The organism is Pseudomonas sp. PVC-5-1 (genome assembly GCF_057444345.1).
Genome location: NZ_CM172024.1, coordinates 1,082,771 through 1,106,782 on the forward strand (window position 1 = coordinate 1,082,771; position 24,012 = coordinate 1,106,782).

General features: G+C 64.1%; 20 protein-coding genes. 14 read left to right on the top strand and 6 right to left on the bottom strand.

What is annotated here, in order from left to right; translation table 11 throughout:
• Window positions 1-43: 43 nt before the first annotated feature.
• Both AC2T3R_RS05000 and gap read right to left on the bottom strand, forming a co-directional pair.
• Window positions 44-556 (bottom strand): RNA polymerase sigma factor, encoded by a 513-nt coding sequence (locus tag AC2T3R_RS05000; protein ID WP_039612760.1) that lies wholly within the window; start codon window positions 554-556, stop codon window positions 44-46.
• Between the two features lie 245 nt (window positions 557-801).
• Window positions 802-1,803, bottom strand: coding sequence for a type I glyceraldehyde-3-phosphate dehydrogenase (gene gap, locus AC2T3R_RS05005; RefSeq protein WP_041506241.1), 1,002 nt, complete (start codon window positions 1,801-1,803; stop codon window positions 802-804).
• Between the two features lie 265 nt (window positions 1,804-2,068).
• Here gap and edd point away from each other — a divergent pair, with 265 nt between their 5' ends.
• The 11 genes from edd to AC2T3R_RS05060 all read left to right on the top strand — a co-directional run bounded on the left by edd (window position 2,069) and on the right by AC2T3R_RS05060 (window position 15,514).
• Window positions 2,069-3,895 (top strand): phosphogluconate dehydratase, encoded by a 1,827-nt coding sequence (edd, locus tag AC2T3R_RS05010; protein WP_085664531.1) that lies wholly within the window; start codon window positions 2,069-2,071, stop codon window positions 3,893-3,895.
• On the top strand, window positions 3,892-4,851 hold the full coding sequence (locus AC2T3R_RS05015) for a glucokinase (RefSeq protein ID WP_486744724.1): 960 nt from the start codon (window positions 3,892-3,894) through the stop codon (window positions 4,849-4,851). The genes edd and AC2T3R_RS05015 overlap by 4 nt, the downstream gene beginning before the upstream one ends.
• Before the next feature lie 170 nt (window positions 4,852-5,021).
• A complete protein-coding gene (gene gltR, locus AC2T3R_RS05020; RefSeq protein ID WP_003257963.1) occupies window positions 5,022-5,747 on the top strand; it encodes a two-component system response regulator GltR in 726 nt (241 codons plus the stop codon).
• Entirely contained in the window at window positions 5,728-7,182 is a 1,455-nt protein-coding gene (locus tag AC2T3R_RS05025; protein WP_043935373.1) for an ATP-binding protein, read from the top strand. The genes gltR and AC2T3R_RS05025 overlap by 20 nt, the downstream gene beginning before the upstream one ends.
• A gap of 240 nt (window positions 7,183-7,422) precedes the next feature.
• Window positions 7,423-8,673: a D-mannose isomerase gene (locus AC2T3R_RS05030; RefSeq protein WP_410951359.1), complete on the top strand. Its 1,251-nt coding sequence runs from the start codon at window positions 7,423-7,425 to the stop codon at window positions 8,671-8,673.
• A 104-nt stretch (window positions 8,674-8,777) separates the two neighbouring features.
• On the top strand, window positions 8,778-10,064 hold the full coding sequence (locus AC2T3R_RS05035; RefSeq protein WP_039612764.1) for an ABC transporter substrate-binding protein: 1,287 nt from the start codon (window positions 8,778-8,780) through the stop codon (window positions 10,062-10,064).
• A 180-nt stretch (window positions 10,065-10,244) separates the two neighbouring features.
• On the top strand, window positions 10,245-11,153 hold the full coding sequence (locus tag AC2T3R_RS05040; protein WP_217190040.1) for a carbohydrate ABC transporter permease: 909 nt from the start codon (window positions 10,245-10,247) through the stop codon (window positions 11,151-11,153).
• The gene (locus AC2T3R_RS05045; RefSeq protein ID WP_003257967.1) at window positions 11,146-11,991 is read left to right on the top strand and encodes a carbohydrate ABC transporter permease; all 846 of its coding nucleotides are present in this window, start codon (window positions 11,146-11,148) and stop codon (window positions 11,989-11,991) included. The genes AC2T3R_RS05040 and AC2T3R_RS05045 overlap by 8 nt, the downstream gene beginning before the upstream one ends.
• A gap of 3 nt (window positions 11,992-11,994) precedes the next feature.
• Window positions 11,995-13,149, top strand: coding sequence for an ABC transporter ATP-binding protein (locus AC2T3R_RS05050; RefSeq protein ID WP_013971127.1), 1,155 nt, complete (start codon window positions 11,995-11,997; stop codon window positions 13,147-13,149).
• A gap of 101 nt (window positions 13,150-13,250) precedes the next feature.
• A complete protein-coding gene (locus tag AC2T3R_RS05055; RefSeq protein ID WP_486745264.1) occupies window positions 13,251-14,543 on the top strand; it encodes a carbohydrate porin in 1,293 nt (430 codons plus the stop codon).
• A 116-nt stretch (window positions 14,544-14,659) separates the two neighbouring features.
• Window positions 14,660-15,514, top strand: coding sequence for a D-hexose-6-phosphate mutarotase (locus AC2T3R_RS05060; RefSeq protein ID WP_013971129.1), 855 nt, complete (start codon window positions 14,660-14,662; stop codon window positions 15,512-15,514).
• On the opposite strand, the gene hexR is transcribed toward AC2T3R_RS05060, so the two are convergent.
• Window positions 15,507-16,370, bottom strand: a complete 864-nt coding sequence (gene hexR, locus AC2T3R_RS05065) for a DNA-binding transcriptional regulator HexR (protein WP_169774905.1) — start codon at window positions 16,368-16,370, stop codon at window positions 15,507-15,509. The genes AC2T3R_RS05060 and hexR overlap by 8 nt on opposite strands.
• Before the next feature lie 211 nt (window positions 16,371-16,581).
• Between hexR and zwf the strand changes: the two genes are divergently transcribed.
• From zwf to AC2T3R_RS05080, 3 genes are read left to right on the top strand one after another with little or no spacing between them, the layout of a single operon-like run.
• Entirely contained in the window at window positions 16,582-18,051 is a 1,470-nt protein-coding gene (gene zwf / locus AC2T3R_RS05070; protein WP_486744725.1) for a glucose-6-phosphate dehydrogenase, read from the top strand.
• Window positions 18,038-18,751: a 6-phosphogluconolactonase gene (gene pgl / locus AC2T3R_RS05075; protein WP_015269101.1), complete on the top strand. Its 714-nt coding sequence runs from the start codon at window positions 18,038-18,040 to the stop codon at window positions 18,749-18,751. The genes zwf and pgl overlap by 14 nt, the downstream gene beginning before the upstream one ends.
• 17 nt (window positions 18,752-18,768) lie before the next feature.
• The gene (locus tag AC2T3R_RS05080) at window positions 18,769-19,449 is read left to right on the top strand and encodes a bifunctional 4-hydroxy-2-oxoglutarate aldolase/2-dehydro-3-deoxy-phosphogluconate aldolase (protein ID WP_015269102.1); all 681 of its coding nucleotides are present in this window, start codon (window positions 18,769-18,771) and stop codon (window positions 19,447-19,449) included.
• A 236-nt stretch (window positions 19,450-19,685) separates the two neighbouring features.
• Here the strand turns inward: AC2T3R_RS05080 and leuA are convergent, their stop codons facing one another.
• From leuA to xseA, 3 genes are all read right to left on the bottom strand, one after another.
• Window positions 19,686-21,359: a 2-isopropylmalate synthase gene (gene leuA, locus AC2T3R_RS05085; RefSeq protein ID WP_410951355.1), complete on the bottom strand. Its 1,674-nt coding sequence runs from the start codon at window positions 21,357-21,359 to the stop codon at window positions 19,686-19,688.
• A 431-nt stretch (window positions 21,360-21,790) separates the two neighbouring features.
• Window positions 21,791-22,618 carry a M23 family metallopeptidase gene (locus tag AC2T3R_RS05090; protein ID WP_015269103.1) on the bottom strand — a complete coding sequence of 276 codons (828 nt, stop codon included), beginning with the start codon at window positions 22,616-22,618 and terminating at the stop codon, window positions 21,791-21,793.
• Between the two features lie 3 nt (window positions 22,619-22,621).
• On the bottom strand, window positions 22,622-24,001 hold the full coding sequence (gene xseA, locus AC2T3R_RS05095) for an exodeoxyribonuclease VII large subunit (protein ID WP_061303230.1): 1,380 nt from the start codon (window positions 23,999-24,001) through the stop codon (window positions 22,622-22,624).
• Window positions 24,002-24,012 lie beyond the last annotated feature (11 nt).

Below are 24,012 nucleotides of genomic sequence, written 5' to 3' on the forward strand. Positions count from 1 at the left end.
TGATCAAGGCTGAGGCGGGGTGTGGCAAGGGCTTTGGGTTGCCTCACTTGAGGCGGTCGGCGACACCCATGCAGATCGCCATGATCAGTTTCAGTTCCTTCTGTACCGTGCTGGGCGAAACATTCAGTTGTCTGGCGATTTCCAGGTAGGTGGCGCCATGCAGCCGGCTTAGTATGAAGATGCGCTGCTGACGTTCGCTCAGCTGTTTGAGGCTGATACTCAGGTGCTTGAGCAACTGCTCGGCATGGGCCGCATCCTCGCTGCTGGTGGCCGGCGCGGCCACGCTGTGCAGGACCTCGTCGGGCACGTCGTCGACCAGCATGCGCGATTGCACCCGGCGCGCGCGCAGGTGGTCGAGGGCCAGGTTGCGTGCGGTCTGGAACACGAACGGTTCGATGTGTTCGATGGGCCGCTCACCGAGGGCGCGGGACACCCGCAGGTAGGTTTCCTGCAACAGGTCCTCGGCCGTATTGGGGTTGCCCACCATGCGCTGCAAGGTGCGCAGCAGGGTAAGGCGCTGGACGAGGAAGACAGAGTTGAACCGGGACTGACTCACTGGGGGACCTGGCCGACGAAAGTTTAATGATAATGCTTATCATCCACCTCGAAGGTCAAGCCTGGAAATGTTAGGAAAAGGTAAAGATTGTGAGTCCCAGCCTTGCGCGGTCCCGTGTAGGAGCGGCCTTGTGTCGCGATGGGCTGCGCAGCAGTCCCAGCATTTTGGCCTTGGCACAGATTGCAGGGGGCTGCTGCGCAGCCCATCGCGACACAAGGCCGCTCCTACAGGGAGCGTGCCGAAGCTCAGCGGGCGCGGCACAACGCCAGGCAGTTATCCAGCATGCGGTTGGAGAACCCCCACTCATTGTCATACCAGGCCAGCACCTTGAGCATGCGCCCGTTGGCCCGGGTATGGTTGGCATCGAAGATCGACGACAGCGGGTTGTGGTTGAAATCGCAGGAAACCAGCGGCAAGGCGTTGTAGCCCAATACCCTGGAATGCTTGCTGGCCTCGAGGAACAGCTGGTTGACCTGTTCGGCCGTGGCCTCGCGCTTGAGGTTGACCGTGAGGTCCACCAGCGACACGTTGATCACCGGCACCCGTACCGCCATGCCGGTCAGCTTGCCGGCCAGCTCCGGCAATACCAGGCCCACGGCCTCGGCAGCGCCGGTCTTGCTCGGGATCATGGACTGGGTTGCCGAACGCGCACGATACGGGTCGCCGTGGTACACATCGGTCAGCACCTGATCGTTGGTATAGGCATGGATGGTGGTCATCAGGCCTTGTTCGATGCCGAACTCGCGGTGCAGCACCTGGGCAATCGGTGCCAGGCAGTTGGTAGTGCAGGAGGCATTGGAGATGATCTGGTGCGAGGCCCGCAGGATGTCATGGTTGACCCCGTACACCACGGTGGCATCGGCGCCTTTGGCCGGTGCCGAGACAATCACCTTGCCAGCCCCCGCAGCCAGGTGGGCGGCGGCCTTGGCACGCTCGGTGAACAGCCCGGTGCATTCGAACACCACGTCGATCGCCTCGGCCTTCCAGGGCAGTTCGGCCGGGTTGCGGATGGCGCTGACCGCGATACGGTCACCATTGACCGTGAGGCTTTCGTGGTCGGCCTCGACGCTGGCGTCGAAGGTACCGTGCACGCTGTCGTACTTGAGCAGGTGGGCATTCATGGCGCTGTCGCCCAGGTCGTTGATGGCGACGACCTGCAGGTCCTGGCGGTAGCCTTGGGTATACAGTGCGCGCAGGACGTTGCGCCCGATGCGGCCGAATCCATTGATGGCGATGCGTAGGGTCATGGCAGTACCTCTGGCAGTCCGAGTGAAAGCTGTGGCACAAAGGAGCTTCACTGAAACGGTTTTGTTGTTGGAATTACAAGATTATTCACCTGCCGATAGAAAACAAGCCTTTTTAGTGGCAGTATTTTGTTTAAACATACAACGAGTGGTTGGGCGACGTGCCTCCACCGATGCAGCGGGCTCCTCTACCTTGAGCCTAGGCCGCAATCGTTTGGAGGGGAAATGCCCGGCAAACCGCCCTTACAATTAGCCTGGAGTCCAGTACATGCATCCGCGCATCCTTGAGGTCACCCAGCGGCTGGTCGAACGTAGCCGTGCCACCCGCGAACGCTACCTGCAACTGATTCGCGGCGCGGCCAGTGACGGCCCCATGCGTGCCAGCCTGCAGTGCGCCAACTTCGCCCATGGCGTGGCCGGTTGCGGCAGCGACGACAAGCAGACCCTGCGCCTGATGAACGCGGCCAACGTGGCCATTGTCTCGGCCTACAACGACATGCTTTCGGCGCACCAGCCGTATCAGCACTTCCCCGAGCAGATCAAGCAGGCCTTGCGTGAAGTCGGTTCGGTCGGCCAGTTCGCCGGTGGCGTGCCAGCCATGTGCGATGGCGTGACTCAGGGCGAGCCGGGCATGGAGCTGGCCATCGCCAGCCGCGAAGTGATCGCCATGTCCACTGCCGTGGCCCTGTCGCACAACATGTTCGACGCCGCGCTGATGCTGGGCATCTGCGACAAGATCGTCCCCGGCCTGATGATGGGGGCGCTGCGCTTCGGCCACCTGCCGACCATCTTCGTTCCGGGCGGGCCGATGGTCTCCGGCATTTCCAACAAGCAGAAGGCCGACGTGCGCCAGCGCTACGCCGAAGGCAAGGCCAGCCGCGAAGAGCTGCTGGAGTCGGAGATGAAGTCCTACCACAGCCCTGGCACCTGTACCTTCTACGGCACTGCCAACACCAACCAGCTGGTGATGGAAGTAATGGGCCTGCACCTGCCGGGCGCCTCGTTCGTCAACCCGTACACACCGCTGCGCGACGCGCTCACCGCCGAGGCCGCGCAGCAGGTCACGCGCATGACCAAGGCCAGCGGCAACTTCATGCCGCTGGGTGAAATCGTCGACGAGAAGGCGCTGGTCAACTCCATCGTCGCCCTGCACGCCACCGGTGGCTCGACCAACCATACCCTGCACATCCCGGCGATTGCCCAGGCCGCGGGTATCCAGCTGACCTGGCAGGACATGGCCGACCTGTCCGAGGTGGTACCGACCCTGTCCCACGTCTACCCCAACGGCAAGGCCGACATCAACCACTTCCAGGCCGCGGGCGGCATGGCCTTCCTGATCCGCGAGCTGCTCGATGCCGGGCTGCTGCACGAAGACGTCAACACCGTGGCCGGCCATGGCCTGCGCCGCTACACCCAGGAGCCGTTCCTCGACAACGGCAAGCTGGTGTGGCGCGAAGGGCCGCAGCACAGCCTGGACGAAAGCATCCTGCGCCCGGTGGCGCGGCCGTTCTCGGCCGAAGGCGGCCTGCGGGTGATGGAGGGCAACCTTGGCCGCGGCGTGATGAAGGTGTCCGCTGTCGCCCCCGAGCACCAGGTGGTCGAGGCCCCGGCGCGGGTGTTCCACGACCAGCAGTCGCTGGCCGATGCGTTCAAGGCCGGCGAGCTGGAGCGTGACTTCGTCGCCGTGGTGCGCTTCCAGGGCCCGCGCTGCAACGGCATGCCGGAGCTGCACAAGCTCACACCGTTCCTCGGTGTGCTGCAGGACCGTGGCTTCAAGGTGGCGCTGGTCACCGACGGTCGCATGTCCGGTGCCTCGGGCAAGATCCCGGCGGCCATTCACGTTTGCCCCGAGGCTTATGACGGCGGCCCGCTGGCACGGGTGCGCGATGGTGATATGGTGCGGGTCGATGGTGTCGAAGGCACGCTGCGGGTAATGGTGTCGGCTGAAGAATTGGCCAGCCGCGACCTGCCGCCAGCGCCACAGGGCAACGACCTGGGCTGCGGGCGCGAGCTGTTCGGCTTCATGCGCATGGCGTTCAGCCCGGCAGAGCAGGGCGCCAGTGCGTTCACCTCGGCCCTGGAGAACCTCAAATGAAGGACCTGCTGGTTGGCGACATCGGCGGCACCAATGCCCGTTTTGCGTTGTGGCGTGACAACCAGCTGCATGAAGTGAAGGTCTTTGCCACCGAGGACTACACCAGCCCGGAACAGGCCATCGAGGCTTACCTCGAAGGCTTGGGCATTCCCCGCGGCGGCGTGACTGCTGCCTGCCTGGCGGTGGCCGGGCCGGTCGATGGCGATGAGTTCCGCTTCACCAACAACCACTGGCGCCTCAGCCGCGTGGCCTTCTGCCAGACATTGCAGGTCGAGCGGCTGCTGCTGATCAACGATTTTACCGCCATGGCGCTGGGCATGACCCGCCTGCGCCCCGGCGAATTCCGCGAAGTATGCCCAGGCCAGGCGGACCTGTCTCGGCCGGCATTGGTCATTGGCCCGGGTACCGGGCTGGGCGTTGGCGCGCTATTGCGCCTGGGCGAACAGCACTGGCATGCCTTGCCGGGAGAGGGCGGGCACGTCGACCTGCCGGTGGGCAATGCCCGCGAAGCGGCGATTCACCAACAGATTCACGGGCAGATCGGCCATGTCAGCGCCGAGACCGTGCTCAGTGGCGGTGGCCTGCTGCGCCTGTACCAGGCAATCTGCTCGCTGGACGGCGACACACCCCGACACAAGACCCCGGCACAGATCACCGATGCCGCGCTCGGCGGCGAGCCGCGGGCGCTGGCGGTGATCGAGCAGTTCTGCCGGTTCCTCGGCCGAGTCGCTGGTAACAATGTTCTGACGCTGGGCGCACGGGGTGGGGTCTATATTGTCGGCGGCGTGATCCCGCGCTTTGCCGAGCTGTTCCTGCGCAGCGGGTTTGCCGAGAGTTTTTCCGACAAGGGCTGCATGAGTGGCTATTTCGCTGGCGTGCCGGTTTGGCTGGTGACGGCGGAGTTTTCCGGGTTGCTGGGGGCCGGGGTGGCCTTGCAGCAGGCGCTGGATCACTGACTGGGGCTGCTTTGCAGCCCTTCGCGGGCTTGCCCGCTCCCACAGGGATCGCACAATTCATGGGCATAGCGTCACTCCTGTGGGAGCGGGCAAGCCCGCGAAGGGCCGCAAAGCGGCCCCAATAAGAAACAGGCAACAAAGACCTGTAACTAACAAAAGGAAGGACCACCTTGAGCACTGCCGGCAAATCGATCCTGATGGTCGACGACGACCAGGAAATCCGCGAACTGCTGCAAACCTACCTGAGCCGCTCCGGCTTCCAGGTGCATGCCGAAGCTGACGGCAAGGGCTTTCGCCGCGCGCTGGAAACCACCCCCTGCGACCTGGTCATCCTCGATGTCATGCTGCCCGACGAAGACGGCTTCAGCTTGTGCCGCTGGGTACGCCAGCACCCGCGACAGGCACGGGTACCGATCATCATGCTCACCGCCAGCTCCGACGAAACCGACCGGGTCATCGGCCTGGAGCTGGGCGCCGACGACTACCTGGGCAAGCCATTCAGCCCCCGCGAACTGCAAGCGCGGATCAAGGCTCTACTGCGCCGCGCCGAGTTCGGCCAGGCGGCGCCGGGCAGTGCGGTGCTGGCCTTCGACGACTGGCGCCTGGACACGGTCAGCCACCGCCTGTTCCATCGCGACGGTGAGGAAGTGATTCTCTCCGGCGCCGACTTCGCCCTGCTCAAGCTGTTCCTCGACCACCCACAGCAGATCCTCGACCGCGACACCATCGGCAACGCCACCCGTGGTCGCGAGCCGATGCCACTGGACCGCATCGTCGACATGGCGGTCAGCCGCCTGCGCCAGCGCCTGCGCGATACCGACAAACCACCCAGGCTGATCCGCACCGTACGCGGCAGCGGTTACCTGTTGGCTGCCCATGTCTGCAATGCGCCCTGAGCGGCGCTGGCGTCTGCTGCCGCGTTCGCTACTGGGGCGCATGCTGCTACTGACCCTGCTGGTAGTGCTGCTGGCCCAGGGGTTGTCGAGCATCATCTGGGTTGCCCAATTGCGCGCCAGCCAGTTGCAGGGCCTGCGTGCAAGCGCCAGCAGCCTGGCTCATTCGATGAGTGCCAGCGTCAGCTACTTCCGCTCGTTGCCGGTGGCCTACCGGCCGATGGTCCTCGACCAGCTGCGCAGCATGGGTGGCACGCGCTTTTTCGTGTCCCTCAACGCCAAGCCGCTGGACATGCCGCTACTGCCCGTTACCCCACGCAAGCAGGCGGTGATCGATGTGTTCCAGCAAGTGCTGCATGAGCGCCTGGGTTCGCAGATGGAAATTTCCGTGGAGTTCGTCGGGCCGGACGACCTGCGTATCTTCAACAGCGGCCTGAAGCTCGACGAACTGCCACGCTCCTGGGCGCATTACTCGCTGACCCTGGAGCCACTCAACCCGCCGGTGCTGGTCACCCAGATCCGCCTGGGCGAGGGTGAGTGGCTGTACATCGCCTCGCTGCTGCCCGAGCCCTACACCAGCCTGGAGGCCGAGCGCCTGCCGCGTCAGCAGATCGGCTTCATCGTGTTGACCACGGCCTTGCTGCTGTTGTTCATCGGCTTGCTGGTGCACTGGCAAAGCTGGCCGCTCAAGCGCCTGGCGCGGGCTGCGCGGGAGATGTCGCTGGGCGCCGATGTAGCGCCGGTGGCCGAAGGCGGTGGCAGCGAGGTGGTCGAGGTGGGGCGTGCGTTCAACAGCATGCGCGAGCGCATCAGCCGATACCTGACCGAGCGCAGCCAGCTGTTCAGCGCCATTTCCCACGACCTGCGCACGCCGATCACCCGCTTGCGCCTGCGCGTCGAGCTGCTGGAGGACGAGCGCCTGCAGGCCAAGTTCAGCCAGGATCTGGACGAGCTGGAACTGCTGGTCAAAGGCGCGTTGCAGTGCGTGAAGGACACCGACATCCACGAGAACATCGAGCCGGTCGACCTCAACCAGGTGCTGGAAATCCTGGCCGAGCCTTACCTGGGCGATGGCCGCATAACGCTCGAAGGCCGGGCGCTGGCGCCGTATCCGGGCAAGCCGCTGGCGTTGCGGCGCTGCATCGGCAACCTGATCGACAATGCCATTAAGTACGGCGAGCGGGCACGGTTGCGCATCATCGACAATGCCGAGGGGTTTGTCCTGCAGGTAGATGACCAGGGGCCGGGGGTGCCGCAGCAGCAACTGGAGCAGGTGTTCGAGCCGCACTTCCGTCTGGCCGGGCAGCAGCAGGGGTACGGGCTGGGGTTGGGGATTGCGCGCAACATTGCCCATAGCCATGGCGGGGAGGTGAGCTTGCTGAACCTGCGTGAGGGCGGGTTGCGGGTGACCTTGTATCTGCCGCGGGGCATGGACTGAAGGGTTGTATTGCCTCTACTGGCCCCTTCGCGGGTAAACCCGCTCCCACAAAGACCTCACAGGTCCATACAGACTCCGAGGCTGACGCAAAAACCTGTAGGAGCGGGTTTACCCGCGAAGAGGCAGGCACAGGCAACACAAATGTCACTGACTGGTGACAAATCCACCCTCCTTGGTGACATTCCCATCCAGGCCCGCTCACTAGAATTCGCAGACGACTGGCAAGGATCAAGCTGGCCCATGAGCACCTCCAACCTGGCTTCCACCCGCTGGCTCGACGCCCCGGCCCACAACGCCTGGCGCATGGCAGAAGGGCAACGCCTGCTGGCCTTCGCCACGGCTTCGAAACTGCCCGATGGCTTCGGTAGCCTCGACGCCGCAGGCCTGCTTGCCTCCGGTGCCCGCGCCGAAACCCTGATCACCGCCCGCATGACCCACTGTTTTGCCCTGGCCCACCTGCAGGGGGTGCCCGGCTACCTGGCCTATGCCGAACACGGCGTGGCCGCACTGCGTGGCGCGCTGCAGGATGCCACCTACGGCGGCTGGTTCGCCCACCCCGGTGGCCATGACGACAGCGGCAAGGCGGCTTACCTGCATGCCTTTGTCGCCCTGGCCGCCAGCTCGGCGGTGATGGCAGGCGCTGGTGGTGCACCAGCCCTGCTGGCAGATGCGGTGCAGGTGCTCGAAGCGCATTTCTGGAGCGAAGAGGAGGGTGCCCTGCGGGAAGCCTTCTCCCGCGCCTGGCAGTTGCCCGAGCAGTACCGTGGCGCCAACAGCAACATGCATGCGGTCGAGGCCTTCCTGGCCCTGGCAGACGTAACTGGCGACAACCTGTGGCTGCAACGTGCCTTGCGCATCGCCGAACGCATCATCCATACCCATGCCGCCGCCAACGGCTACCGGGTAATCGAGCATTTCGACGCCCTCTGGCAGCCGCTGCCGCACTACAACCAGGCGCACCCGGCAGACCACTTCCGGCCTTATGGCTCCACGCCCGGGCATGCCCTGGAGTGGGCGCGGTTGCTGCTGCACCTGGAGGCCAGCTTGGAACGGTCCGGCCTGCAAGCCCCGCAGTGGCTGCCAGACTGCGCCCGCGCATTATTCGACACAGCCTGCCGGCAGGCCTGGAGCGTCGATGGCACGCCTGGTTTCGTCTACACCCTGGACTGGGCCGATCGCCCGGTGGTGCGCGCACGCCTGCACTGGGTGCATGCCGAAGCCTGCGCCGCCGCAGCAGCACTGTTGCAGCGCACGGGCGACAGGCACTACGAACAGTGGTACCGCCGTTGCTGGGACTTCATCGCCAACCATTTCATCGACCATGGCGCCGGCAGCTGGCACCACGAGCTCGATGCACACAACCAGCCCGCTGCGACCATCTGGCCAGGCAAACCCGACCTCTACCATGCCTACCAGGCGCTGCTGCTGCCGGGCTTGCCACTGGCACCCAGCCTGGCCAGCAGCCTGGCCGTCAATGTAACCAAACGATGACATTCGCGCATCGCTTCGTTACCTGGCGAGGCGAGCACGCTGTTTAGACTTCATGCAACGCAAGCGATCGACTTGCACGGCATAACAACAAGAAAGGTGCTTCGATGAATTCCACGCTCCGTCTCGCTGCCGCAATCTCACTGGCCTCCTTGTTCCCGCTGAGTGCCTTGGCTGCCGATGCCAAAGGCAGTGTCGAGGTCGTGCACTGGTGGACCTCCGGTGGTGAAAAAGCGGCGGTCGATGTGCTCAAGGCCCAGGTTGAAAAGGATGGCTTCACCTGGAAGGACGGCGCCGTCGCCGGTGGTGGTGGTGCCACCGCCATGACCGTGCTCAAGAGCCGCGCCGTGGCCGGCAACCCGCCGGGTGTCGCGCAGATCAAGGGCCCGGACATCCAGGACTGGGCTGCCACCGGCCTGCTCGACGCCGATGTGCTCAAGGATGTGGCCAAGGAAGAAAAGTGGGACTCACTGCTCGACAAGAAAGTCGCGGACACCGTCAAGTACGACGGTGACTATGTCGCCGTGCCGGTGAACATCCACCGAATCAACTGGCTGTGGATCAATCCCGAGGTCTTCAAGAAGGCCGGGATCGACAAGGCGCCAGCCACCCTCGACGAATTCTACGCCGCCGCCGACAAGCTCAAGGCCGCCGGCTTCATCCCGCTCGCCCATGGCGGCCAGCCGTGGCAGGACAGCACCGTGTTCGAAAGCGTGGTGCTGGCGGTCATGGGGGCCGATGGCTACAAGAAGGCCCTGGTCGACCTCGACAGCACGGCCTTGACCGGCCCGCAGATGGTCAAGGCGCTGACCGAACTGAAAAAGGTCGCCACCTACATGGACCCGGATGGCAAAGGCCAGGACTGGAACCTGGAAGCGGCCAAGGTCATCAACGGCAAGGCCGGCATGCAGATCATGGGCGACTGGGCCAAGAGCGAATGGACCCTGGCGAAGAAAACCGCTGGCAAGGACTACCAGTGCGTGCCGTTCCCCGGCACCGAAAAGGCCTTCCTGTACAACATCGACTCGCTGGTGGTGTTCAAGCAGAACGACGCCGGCACGTCTGCCGGCCAGCAGGACATTGCCCGCAAGGTGCTGGGTGAGGACTTCCAGAAGGTCTTCAGCAGCAACAAGGGCTCGATCCCGGTGCGCAACGACATGCTGGCCGACATGGGCAAGTATGGTTTCGACGCCTGCGCGCAGACCTCTGCCAAGGACTTCCTGGCCGATGCCAAAAATGGCGGCCTGCAGCCGAGCATGGCGCACAACATGGCCACCACGCTGGCCGTGCAGGGCGCGTTCTTCGATGTGGTGACCAACTACATCAACGACCCCAAGGCCGACCCGGCCGATGCGGCGAAGAAGCTGGCGGCGGCGATCAAGGCTGCCCAGTAAAGCTGACGCGATTCCGTTGTAGGAGCGGCCTTGTGTCGCGATGGGCTGCGCAGCAGCCCCATAACCTGCGCACTCGATCTTTAAGGTAGGTAATCGACCTTGAGTCCGTTGGGGCTGCTGCGCAGCCCATCGCGACACAAGGCCGTTCCTACAGGGAGTGCGGCGCCTTTGAGGTGAACCATGACCACAGCAACCGCCCAACTGCGGGCCTCACCCCTGGACGCGCTACAGCGCTGGCTGCCCAAGCTGGTGCTGGCGCCTAGCATGTTCATCATCCTGGTGGGCTTCTACGGCTACATCCTCTGGACCTTCGTTCTGTCCTTCACCACCTCGACCTTCCTGCCGACCTACAAATGGGCCGGCCTGGCGCAATACGCCCGGCTGTTCGACAACGACCGCTGGTGGGTGGCAAGCAAGAACCTTGTGCTGTTCGGCGGCCTGTTCATCGCCATCAGCCTGGTCATCGGCGTAGTGCTGGCGGTCTTGCTGGACCAGCGCATCCGTCGCGAAGGTTTCATCCGCACCATCTACCTGTACCCCATGGCGCTGTCGATGATCGTCACCGGTACCGCCTGGAAGTGGCTGCTTAACCCCGGCATGGGCCTGGACAAGCTGCTGCGTGACTGGGGCTGGGAGGGCTTTCGCCTGGACTGGCTGATTGATCCCGACCGGGTGGTGTACTGCCTGGTGATCGCTGCCGTGTGGCAGGCCTCGGGTTTCATCATGGCAATGTTCCTTGCCGGCCTGCGTGGCGTCGACCCGTCGATCATCCGTGCCGCGCAGATCGACGGCGCCAGCCTGCCGCGCATCTACTGGCGCGTGGTACTGCCCAGCCTGCGCCCGGTGTTCTTCAGCTCGCTGATGATCCTCGCGCACATTGCCATCAAGAGCTTCGACCTGGTGGCGGCGATGACTGCCGGCGGCCCAGGCTACTCGTCCGACCTGCCGGCGATGTTCATGTATTCGTTCACCTTCAGCCGCGGCCAGATGGGCATGGGCTCGGCCAGCGCCATCCTGATGCTCGGGGCGATCCTGGCGATCCTCGTGCCTTACCTGTACTCGGAGCTGCGGAGCAAACGCCATGCATAGCCCTCTCGACAAAGCGGTGCTGAGCCCGAGCCGCATCGCCATCCACGCGGTGCTGTTGCTGGCGGTGCTGCTGTACCTGGTACCGTTGGTGGTGATGCTGCTGACCAGCTTCAAGACCCCGGAAGACATCAGCACCGGCAACCTGCTGAGCTGGCCGGCAGTATTTACCGGCATCGGTTGGGTCAAGGCCTGGAGCACGGTCAGCGGTTACTTCTGGAATTCGATCATGATCACCGTGCCAGCGGTGCTGATCTCCACCGCCATCGGCGCGCTGAACGGCTATGTGCTGTCGATGTGGCGCTTCCGCGGTTCGCAGCTGTTCTTCGGCCTGCTGCTGTTCGGCTGCTTCCTGCCGTTCCAGACCGTACTGCTGCCGGCCTCGTTCACCCTCGGCAAGCTCGGCCTGGCCAGCACCACGACCGGCCTGGTGCTGGTGCACGTGGTCTACGGCCTGGCCTTCACCACGCTGTTCTTCCGCAACTTCTACGTAAGCATCCCCGATGCGCTGGTCAAGGCCGCGCGTCTGGACGGTGCCGGGTTCTTCACCATCTTCCGCCGCATCATCCTGCCGATGTCCACGCCGATCATCATGGTCTGCCTGATCTGGCAGTTCACCCAGATCTGGAACGACTTCCTGTTCGGGGTGGTGTTCTCCAGCGGCGATTCGCAACCGATTACCGTGGCCCTGAACAATCTGGTCAATACCAGCACCGGGGCCAAGGAATACAACGTCGACATGGCGGCGGCGATGATCGCCGGCCTGCCAACCCTGCTGGTCTACGTGGTGGCAGGCAAATATTTCGTCCGCGGGCTGACTGCTGGCGCGGTAAAGGGGTAAGTCATGGCAACGCTCGAACTTCGCAATGTGAACAAGACCTACGGCAGCGGTTTGCCGGACACCCTCAAGGACATCCAGCTGTCGATCAAGGATGGCGAGTTCCTGATCCTGGTCGGCCCCTCGGGCTGCGGCAAGTCGACCTTGATGAACTGCATCGCCGGGCTGGAGCAGATCACCGGCGGCGCGATACTCATCGACCAGCAGGACGTCAGCGGCATGAGCCCCAAGGACCGCGACATCGCCATGGTGTTCCAGTCCTACGCGCTGTACCCGACCATGAGCGTGCGCGAGAACATCGAGTTCGGCCTGAAGATCCGCAAGCTGCCGCAAGCTGCAATCGACGAGGAAGTGGCGCGGGTGGCCAAGCTGTTGCAGATCGAGCACCTGCTGGCGCGCAAGCCGGCGCAGCTGTCCGGTGGCCAGCAACAGCGCGTGGCCATGGGCCGGGCGCTGGCACGGCGGCCGAAGATCTACCTGTTCGATGAACCGCTGTCCAACCTCGATGCCAAGTTGCGCGTCGAGATGCGCACCGAAATGAAACTGATGCACCAGCGGCTGAAGACCACCACCGTGTACGTCACCCATGACCAGATCGAGGCCATGACCCTGGGCGACAAGGTGGCGGTGATGAAGGACGGCATCATCCAGCAGTTCGGCACCCCGCAGCAGATCTACAACGATCCGGCCAACCAGTTCGTCGCCAGCTTCATCGGCTCGCCGCCGATGAATTTCATCCCGGTGCGCCTCACGCAACAGGACGGGCGCCTGCTGGCCGTGCTCGACAGCGGCCAGGCGCGTTGCGAGCTGCCCTTGGGAATGGCCGCGGACGAGATGGATGGCCGCGAGGTCATCCTCGGCATCCGCCCCGAGCAGATTGCCCTGGGTGCAGCCGAGGGCAATGGCCTGCCCGGCATTCGCGCCGAGGTGCAGGTGACCGAGCCCACCGGGCCAGACCTGCTGGTATTCGTCACCCTCAACCAGACCAAGGTCTGCTGCCGCCTGGCGCCGGATGTGGCGTGCCGGGTCGGCGATAACCTGAACCTGCAATTCGACCCAGCCCGGGTGCTGCTGTTCGACGCCGCCAGCGGCGAGCGCCTGCACCTGGCCACCACTGCTGCAACCATGAAAGACAACGTGGCGCACTTCAAGGGCCGATAACTCGTCTACACCATCAAATAAGAAAAAGAGGACGCAAAGGGATGGAACAGCGCAAACGCATCAGGACATTGGGCTCGCTGGCCTTGCTCGCGCCACTGGCGATGGCTGTTGGCAGCAGCGCTCAGGCTGCCGAAGCTTTTTCCAGCGAATCGAAGTGGATGACCGGCGACTGGGGCGGCACCCGCACCGAGTTGCTGGAAAAGGGCTATGACTTCACCCTCGATTACGTCGGCGAGGTTGCCGGTAACCTGCACGGTGGATACAACGACGACAAGACTGCGCGCTACAGCGACCAGTTCGCCCTCGGCGCGCACCTGGACCTGCAGAAAATCTTTGGCTGGCACGACGCCGAGTTCAAGCTGGCGATCACCGAGCGCAGCGGCCGCAACCTGTCCAACGACCGCATCAGCGACCCGCGCGCCGGGCAGTTCAGCTCGGTGCAGGAAGTGTGGGGCCGCGGCCAGACTTGGCGCCTGACCCAGATGTGGGTCAAGCAGAAGTACTTCGACGGTGCGCTGGACGTGAAATTCGGCCGCTTCGGCGAGGGCGAGGACTTCAACAGTTTCCCCTGCGACTTCCAGAACCTGGCCTTCTGCGGCTCGCAGGTGGGCAACTGGGTTGGCGGCATCTGGTACAACTGGCCGGTCAGCCAGTGGGCGCTGCGGGTGAAATACAACATCACTCCGGAATTCTTCGTTCAGGTCGGTGCCTTCGAGCAGAACCCTTCCAACCTGGAAACCGGCAACGGCTTCAAGCTCAGTGGCAGCGGCACCAAAGGCGCGATCCTGCCGGTGGAAGCGGTGTGGTCACCCAAGGTCAATGGCCTGCCGGGCGAGTACCGCCTGGGTTACTACTACAGCACGGCCAAGGCCGACGATGTGTTCGATGACGTCAACGGCAACCCGCAGGCGCTGACGGGCGAGGCCTTCAAGTCGCACTCCAGCAAGCATGGCTGGTGGGTGGTGGCACAGCAGCAGGTCACTGCCCATGGCGGCGATGTAAACCGTGGCCTGAGCCTGTTCGCCAACTTCACCGTGCACGACAAGGCCACCAACGTCGTCGACAACTATCAGCAAGTGGGCTTGGTCTACAAAGGCGCATTCGACGCCCGGCCCAAGGACGATATCGGCTTCGGCGTGGCGCGCATTCATGTGAATGACGATGTGAAGAAACGCGCCGAACTGCTCAACGCCCAGAGCGGCATCAGCGATTACGACAACCCAGGCTTCGTGCCGCTGCAGCGTACCGAGTACAACGCCGAGCTCTACTACGGCTTCCACGTCACCAACTGGCTGACCGTGCGGCCCAACCTGCAGTACATCAAGAGCCCCGGCGGCGTGGATGAGGTGGACAACGCGCTGGTCGCAGGGTTGAAGATTCAGTCGTCATTCTGAGAGCAATTGTTGTAAATTTACGCCAATCCACTTCGGTACCCGGCAACCACTGGTCTTCAGTGGTTGTCGGGGATAGGCCGAGACAGCGCTATCTCAAACAACAAGAGCTCTGAACCATGCCCGAACATCCGCTCCATCGCTTCTTCACCTCGCAGCGGCCCCGGCCGACATTCGAGTGGGAGCGTTACCAGCAGCGCGATGTGCTGATCATCGACCATCCCCGTTGCCAGGCGGTGTTCAGCCGCCAGGGTGCGCAACTGCTGCATTTTCAACCAGCGGGTGAACGGCCCTGGCTGTGGTGCGCCGAGCAGTGGCCGCAGGTGGGGGCGATCCGCGGTGGTGTGCCGGTGTGCTGGCCATGGTATGGCCGCCACCCCAGCGAGGACTTGTGGCCCGCCCATGGCTGGGCGCGCCTGCTCGACTGGAAGCTGGTGGACAGCCGTGAGGACGAGGAGGGCGTAACCCTGAAATGGCGGCTGGACCTGTGCGACTGGCAGGTCGACCTGCATGCCCGGTTGGGTAGCCGCATGGAGCTGAGCCTGAGCACCGAGCACCAGGACAGCGAACCCTGTCAGCTGAGCCATGCCCTGCTGGCCTACTGGCGCATCAGTGACGTCTCCGAGATAGCGCTGTCCGGGCTGGAGGATATCGAAGGCTACGACCGCCTGAACCGCCAGGCCTGCCGTGAAGATGGCGCGCTGAAGCTCAAGGGCGGTTGCCAGAAGGTCTACCCCGGCACGCCGCGGGTGCAATTGCAGGACCCGGCCTGGCAGCGCGAGCTGTGCATCGATACCGGTGACAGCGATGACACGGTGGTGTGGCACCCGGGCAACCGCCCGCTGATGGGCGTGACCGGGCGTGAATGCCAGCGCTTCGTCTGTGTCGAGGCCGCCAGCGGCAGTGGCGAGGGCCTGAGCCTGGCGCCGGGGCAGCGTGCCCACCTGCGCCTGCAGGCACACCGGCTCAGTTGAGCTCGTCGTCCTCGATCGGGTAGCGGCTGGCGTTGAGGCTTTCCTTGATCTTGCGCAGGTGCGGCTGGAAGTCCACGCCGCGACGCAGGGTCATGCCAGTGGCCAGCACATCGAGCACGGTCAGCTGGATGATCCGCGAGGTCATCGGCATGTAGATGTCGGTGTCTTCCGGCAGCGGAATGTGCAGGCTCAGGCTGCAGGCATTGGCCAGTGGCGAACCGGCAGCGGTCAGGCCCAGTACCGAGGCGCCGTTTTCCCGGGCCAGGCGGGCCACCTCGACCAGTTCGCGGGTGCGCCCGGTGTAGGAGATGATGACGAACAGGTCGCCGGTGTGCGCCACCGAGGCCAGCATGCGCTGCATCAGCACGTCGGCGTGGGCCGATACTGCCAGGTTGAAGCGGAAGAACTTGTGCTGGGCGTCCAGCGCCACCGGGGCCGAGGCGCCCAGGCCGAAGAAGTGGATCTGCCGGGCCTGGATCATCATGTCCACGGCACGGCTGACCTGTTGCGGGTCGAGCTGCTGGCAGGCGCTGTCGAGCGAGGCGATGGCACTGGCGAAGATCTTCTGGGTGTAGGCTGCCGGGTCATCGTCAGCCTCCACCGCGCGGCTGACGTAGGCGGCGCCGCTGGCCAGGCTCTGCGCCAGCTGCAGCTTGAGCTCGGGGTAGCCGCTGACGCCGAACGAGCGGCAGAAGCGGTTGACGGTCGGTTCGCTGACCTTGGCCGCCTGGGCCAGCGCAGCGATGCTGAAACGGGTGGCTTGTTGCGGATTGAGCAGGATGACTTCGGCGACTTTGCGTTCGGCCTTGTTCAGCTCGTCGAGGCGGCCCTGGATCTGTTCCAGGAGGTTTCGCACGCGGTCCATGGGTGTGTCCTTGGGTCGGGAAGACAGCCGGCTGTTGGAGCAGCAGGCTTTTTGCACGGTCGTCTATCGTACTGTCGGCGCGTTTGACGTACCACTTGTCTGTAACACTTGTGTGTAATGTTGTGGTTTTTACTACATTATCCCTTGAAAACCGTATGTGAAAGCGGTATTCCTAGACCAACTTTAGGAAAGAACCAACATCATGGCTGCGATCAGTGTCGAACCTTGCACCTTTGCCCTGTTTGGCGCCTTAGGCGACCTGGCATTGCGCAAGCTGTTTCCTGCCCTCTATCAGCTCGACCGGGCCAACCTGCTGCACCCGGAAACCCGCCTGCTGGCGCTGGCCCGCGAGGCCGGTAGCGCGCAGGGCCACCTGGACAGCATCGAGGCGCACCTGCGCCGGCATGTGCCCGAGGCCGATATCGAACCCGCCGCGCTGGGCCGTTTCCTCGCCAGGCTGAGCTACCAGCACCTGGATTTCCTCCAGCCCGAGGGCTATCAGGCCCTGGCCGAGCAGTTGCCGGACGAGCTGCCGCTGATTGCCTACTTCGCCACCGCTGCGGCGGTGTACGGGGCCATCTGCGAAAACCTCGACAAGGCCGGGCTGGCCGCACGCACCCGAGTGGTGCTGGAGAAGCCCATTGGCCACGACCTGGAGTCGTCGCGCCGGGTCAATGATGCTGTGGCTCGGTTCTTCCCAGAGAGCCGGGTCTACCGCATCGACCACTACCTGGGCAAGGAAACAGTGCAGAACCTGATCGCCCTGCGTTTCGCCAACAGCCTGTTCGAAACCCAGTGGAACCAGAATTCCATCTCCCATGTGGAGATTACCGTCGCCGAGAAGGTCGGTATCGAAGGCCGCTGGGGCTACTTCGACAAGGCCGGCCAGCTTCGCGACATGATCCAGAACCACCTGCTGCAGCTGCTGTGCCTGATCGCCATGGACCCGCCCAGCGAACTGTCGGCCGACGCCATCCGTGACGAGAAGGTCAAGGTACTCAAGGCCCTGGCACCGATCACCGGCGAAGGGTTGAGCACCTGTGTGGTGCGCGGCCAGTACATCGCCGGCTACAGCGATGGCAAACCTGTGCCCGGTTACCTGGAAGAAGACAACGCCAACGCCCAGAGCGACACCGAAACCTTCGTCGCACTGCGTGCCGATATCCGCAACTGGCGCTGGTCGGGGGTGCCGTTCTACCTGCGTACCGGCAAGCGCATGCCGCAGAAACTGTCGCAGATCGTCATCCACTTCAAGGAAACGCCGCACTACATCTTCGCTCCGGAACAGCGTTTGCAGATCGGTAACAAGCTGATCATCCGCCTGCAACCGGACGAAGGCATTTCTTTACGGGTGATGACCAAGGAGCAGGGCCTGGACAAAGGCATGCAACTGCGCAGCGGCCCGTTGCAGCTGAATTTCTCCGATACCTGGCGCAGTGCAAGGATCCCGGATGCCTACGAGCGGCTGTTGCTCGAAGTGATGCGCGGTAACCAGAACCTGTTCGTGCGCAAGGATGAAATCGAGTATGCCTGGAAGTGGTGCGACCAGCTGATTGCTGGCTGGCGTAACGCAGGCGATGCGCCCAAGCCGTACGCCGCAGGCTCCTGGGGGCCGATGAGCTCGATTGCACTGATCACACGCGATGGGAGGGCGTGGTATGGGGATATCTGAACTGAAACTGCCAGCGACTGTGACGGTACATGAGCTGGCGGATGCCAAGGCTCTGGCCGCAGCCCAGGCCCATGACGTGGCCGAGCGCCTGCGCGCAGCCATTGCCGCCAAGGGCCAGGCCTGCGTGGTGCTATCCGGCGGCCGCAGCCCGGTACCGTTTCTCGAGAAGCTGGCCAGCGAAAACCTCGACTGGGCCAAGGTCACCGTCAGCCTGGCCGATGAGCGCTGGGTGCCGGTGGAGCATGCCGACAGCAACGCCGGCCTGCTGGCGCGTCACCTGTTCAAGGGCGCGGCGGCCAAGGCCCGCTTCGTTGGTCTTTACCAGCAGGCGGAGAACCTTGATGCCGCTGCAGGCAAGGCCGATCAGGCCTTGGCCGAGCTGCCGCCAATTGACGTACTGGTGCTGGGCATGGGGGATGATGGCCATACAGCTTCGCTGTTCCCCGCCAGCCCCAACCTGGAAGCAGGCCTCGACCTGGCCAACCCACGCCGCTGCCTGCCTTTGCTGGCACCGAGCGTGCCGCGCCAGCGCCTTTCGATGACCCGCTCGCTGCTGGCCAGTTCCGCCTTTACCGCGCTGTCCGTACAAGGGCAGGGCAAACTCGCTACCCTGCGCGCCGCGCTGGCTGGCACCGACCTTTCCGAAATGCCGATACGCGCTTTTCTTCACGCCCCCCTGGACATCTACTGGTGCCCATGAGCCAAGGATCCACAGTCATGACCACCCTTGAACGCCCACAGCCCAAGCTCTCGATGGCCGACAAAGCCGCACGGATCGACGCCATTTGCAAAGAAGCGCGCATCCTGCCGGTGATCACCATCGCCCGTGAGGAAGACATCCTGCCGCTGGCTGACGCCCTGGCCGCCGGCGGTATCCGTACCCTGGAAGTGACCTTGCGCTCGCAATATGGCCTGAAGGCCATCCAGGTATTGCGCGAGCAGCGCCCGGAGCTTTGTGTCGGTGCCGGCACCGTGCTCGATCGTGGCATGTTCGCCGCGGTTGAAGCTGCGGGTGCGCAATTCGTCGTTACGCCAGGCATTACCCAAGACATTCTCGAAGCTGGTGTGGACAGCGAGATCCCGCTGCTGCCAGGTATCAGCACGCCGTCCGAAATCATGATGGGCTACGCCCTGGGCTACCGCCGCTTCAAGCTGTTCCCGGCGGAGATCAGCGGCGGGGTAGCGGCGATCAAGGCCTTTGGCGGCCCGTTCGGCGATATTCGTTTCTGCCCTACGGGCGGGGTGAACCCGGCCAACGTGCGCAACTACATGGCGCTGCCCAATGTGATGTGCGTGGGTGGTACCTGGATGCTCGACAGCAGCTGGATCAAGAACGGCGACTGGGCGCGGATCGAAGCGTGCAGTGCGGAGGCGATGGCGCTGCTGGACGCCAACTGAATTTGTTGTGTGCTTTACGGCTTGTGGGGCGCTTGGTCGGCGCCCCTTTTTTTGCCTGCAGTTTTTGCATTGCCTGTGCGGGCCCTTTCGCGGGCTCGCCCGCTCCCACAGGATTGCGCCGCTCTCGGCAGCTGTGCAGTACCTGTGGGAGCGGGCAAGCCCGCGAAGAGGCAGGCACAGGCCAACAAAAAAGCCCGCATCAAACGATGCGGGCTTTCTCATTCATGCGGTATGGCTCAGGCCGCCTTGGCTTCCTGCTGGCTCAGCGAGCGGTTCAGCGCGCTGAACAATGCCTTGAAGCTGGCCGTGGTGATGTTTTCATCGATACCCACACCATGCACCGGGCGGCCACCGGCCACGCGCAGTTCGATATAGGCCGCGGCCTTGGCATTGGTGCCGGCGCCAATGGCATGCTCGTTGTAGTCCATGATCTCCACGGCAATCGGCAGGCCGGCCACCAGTGCTTCCAGTGCACCGTTGCCCTTGCCGCGCCAGTGCAGGGTGGTTTCGCCTTCACCGGCGACTTCCACTTCCACGGCGCTGTGGCCGTTCTCTTCCTGCAGACGGTGGCTGACCAGCGCATACGGGGAGTTGGCCTGCAGGTATTCCTTGTGCAGCAGGCTGTAGATCTGCTGGGCGGTCATTTCCAGGCCCAGGCGGTCGGTTTCGCCCTGTACTACCTGGCTGAATTCGATCTGCATGCGGCGCGGCAGGCTGATGCCGTATTCCTGCTCGAGCAGGTAGGTGATGCCGCCTTTGCCCGACTGGCTGTTGACGCGGATTACCGCCTCGTAGCTGCGACCGATGTCGGCCGGGTCGATCGGCAAGTAAGGTACTTCCCACCGTTCGCCTTCCTGCTGCTTGGCGAAGCCCTTGCGGATGGCGTCCTGGTGCGAGCCGGAGAACGCGGTGTGGACCAGGTCGCCCACGTACGGGTGGCGTGGGTGCACCGGCAGCTGGTTGCACTCTTCGACCACCTTGCGCACGCCGTCGATGTCGGAGAAGTCCAGCAGCGGGTCGATGCCCTGGGTGTAGAGGTTCAGCGCCAGGGTCACCAGGTCGACGTTACCGGTACGCTCGCCGTTGCCGAACAGGCAGCCTTCGGCACGATCGGCACCGGCCATCAGGCCCAGTTCGGTGGCGGCAATGCCGGTGCCACGGTCGTTGTGGCAGTGCAGGCTGATGATCACGCTGTCGCGACGGCTGACATTACGGCAGAACCATTCGATCTGGTCGGCGTAGATGTTCGGGGTGGACACTTCCACGGTGGCCGGCAGGTTGAGGATGATCTTGTGCTCGGGGGTAGGGTTCCACACCTCGATGACCGCGTCGCAGACTTCCTTGGCGAACTCCATCTCGGTGGCGCTGAAGGTTTCCGGCGAGTACTGGAAGGTCCACTGGGTTTCCGGCTGCTGGGCGGCGTACTTGACGAACAGCTTGGCTGCGTTCACCGCGATGTCCTTCACGCCTTGCTTGTCCTGGTTGAAGACAATGCGGCGGAACGACGGGCTGGTGGCGTTGTACAGGTGGACGATGGCCTTCTTCGCCCCGCGCAGCGACTCGAAGGTGCGGGCGATGAGGTCTTCACGGGCCTGGGTGAGCACCTGGATGGTGGTGTCGTCCGGGATGTGGCCGTCTTCGATCAGCATGCGCACGAAGTCGAAATCGGTCTGCGAGGCGGACGGGAACGAGGCTTCGATTTCCTTCACGCCAACCTGCACCAGGGTCTTCCAGAAGCGCAGTTTCTTCTCCGAATCCATTGGCTCGATCAGCGACTGGTTGCCATCACGCAGGTCGGAGCTGCACCAGATTGGCGCGGCGGTGATGGTCTTCGACGGCCAGGTACGGTCAGGCAGGTCGATGGTCGGGAAAGCGCGGTATTTCTTCGAAGGGTCTTTGAGCATGGTCATGGAAGCAATCCTTTTGTGTGCGGCCGAGATCGGGCCTGCCGAGCGATAACGAGATAAAAGGCGAGGCGACGCGATTCAGCCTGGTAGTCGGGCGCTGACCAGGCAGAGGCTGCGATGTTGTCGGAGCAGGATGAGGGTGCTGTAGGTTTTCATGCCTTCAACCCTAACCAGTGGGGTGGGTGATGGCAAGCGTTCAGAAAAAATTGAGAGGAATGCTTAAAAAAAGCTGAAAGGCGAGATTTTATCGCTGTAATTTTCTGAGTGCTTCTCGATTTTTGCGCAGTATTTTTCGATGGCGCAACACCTTGGAAGCGAGTTTACCTGCTCTGGCCTCATCGCCGGCAAGCCAGCTCCCACAGGATTACCACAGGCCTCGAATCCTGCACGGGACCTGTGGGAGCGGGCATGCCCGCGAAGCAGGCGCCGCGATCTCAGGGCTGGAACGCGCCAATGAAAATCGCCGGATCCACCCGCGCATCGTTCAGGCTGACGTTCCAGTGCATGTGTGGCCCGGTAGCCCGCCCGGTCGAGCCCACGCGCCCGACCACCTCGCCCCGGCGCAGCTGCTGCCCCACCTGCACATCGATCTTCGACATATGGCAGAACATGCTGATAAAGCCCTGCCCGTGGTCGACGAACACCGTACGGCCATTGAAGAAGTAATCGCCCACCAGGATCACCTTGCCATTGGCCGGGGTCTTGATCGGCGTGCCGGCCGGTACCGCGAAGTCCAGCCCGGCATGCGGGTTGCGTTCTTCGCCATTGAAGAAACGGCGCACGCCGAACTTGCTCGACAGCGGGCCACTGACCGGCTTGTCGAGGATCAGGTTGCTGGGCAGGGTCGGGCTGAAGCTGCGGTAAGCCTTGATCTGCTCGGCCAGCTCACGATCGATGCGCTTGAGGTCGGCCGGGTTCGGGTTGACCTGGCGGGTGTTCTTCAGGGTGATGCGCTGCTCGGGGTATTTCTTGCTACCGACCGTGAAGGGCAGGGTGCGGCCGCCCTGGCTCAGCATCGCGGTGCCGGGCTTCTGGGTCAGCGGGATGCCGACGATGGCCAGCCAGTTGTCCTGCTCTTTCACCACCAGCACCGGTTTGCCGTCGAAGCGGGCGCTGGGCGCGCTGGCTGCGGGGCCGAGGTCGACTACCGCCACGCCGCCGGGTACCGGCTTGTTCAGCGTGCGGGTGATGTAGCTGGCCTGGGCGCCGCCGGCCAGCAGCAGGAGGGAAAGGGCAAGCAGGGGCGCGAGCAGGCGGGGCATGTCTCAGTCCAGAAGTGAGAGGGTGACCGGGGTCAGGTGGTTGTCTTCGACCCGCACCAACAGCTCGCCTTCGTTCAGGCGGGCGGTCAGGCGCTGGCCATTGCGGGTCTGTTCGGCGCTGCGGATGGCCTGGCCCTGTTCGTCCAGCAGGATGCTGTAGCCGCGGGCGAGGGTGGCCAGCGGGCTGACCACCTGCAGCGTCTGCAACTGGGCCTGGAAGCGCTGGCGGCGGTCCTTGAGCACCTCGCGCATGGCCCGTGGCAGGCGCTCGGCCAGGCTGTCCAGGCGTTGGCCCAGCAGTTTCAGGGTTCGCCCCGGGTGCTGCGCGGCGAGGCGGGTGTCCAGGCGTGCCAGGCGCTCGTGGCGCTGGTTTAGGTTGAGCATGAACGCGCGGCGCAAGCGCATGTCCAGGTCGTCCAGGCGCTGGGCCTGCTGGCGCAGGCGCTCGCCCGGGTGACGCAGGCGCCGGGTCAGCGACTCCAGGCGCAGGCGGTCGTGGGTCAGGCGGTTCTGCATGCGCAGCAGCAGGCGCCGTTGCAGGCCATCCAGGCGTTGCTGCAGGCCACTGTTGTCGGGGGCCAGCAGCTCGGCGGCAGCAGACGGTGTAGGCGCGCGCACGTCGGCGACAAAGTCGCTGATCGAGACATCGGTCTCATGGCCCACGGCGCTGACAATCGGCGTGACACAGGCGGCCACGGCCCGCGCCACCGCTTCTTCGTTGAAGCACCACAAGTCTTCAAGCGAGCCGCCGCCCCGGGCCAGGATCAGCGCATCGAACCCCAGGCTATCGGCCAGGCGGATCGCGCGCACGATCTGTGCAATGGCTTCGCGGCCCTGCACTGCGGTGGGGATCAGGTTCAGTTCCACTTGCGGGGCGCGGCGACCGAACACACTGATGATGTCGCGGATCACTGCGCCGGTGGGCGACGTAATGATGCCGATGCGCTGCGGGTGGGCCGGCAGCGGCTGCTTGCGTTCGGCGCTGAACAGCCCCTCGGCACCGAGCTTCTCTTTCAATGCCTCGAAGGCCAGGCGCAGGGCGCCATCGCCGGCCGGCTCGACGGTATCGAGAATCAGTTGGTAGTCGCCACGCCCTTCGAACAGCGACACCTTGCCGCGTACCCGCACCGCCAGACCGTCGCGCAGGGCCTGGCGCACCCGCGTGGCGTTCTGCCGGAACAGCGCGCAGCGCACCTGTGCGCCGCTGTCCTTGAGGGTGAAGTACATGTGGCCGGACGCCGGGCGGGCGAGGTTGGAAATCTCGCCTTCCACCCACACGCTGCGGAACACGTCTTCCAGCAGCACGCGGGCACGGCCGTTGAGTTGGCTGACGGTAAGGACCTCGCGGTCCAGGCCGAGTCGTTCGAAAGGGTCTCTGATCATGGCGGGCATCA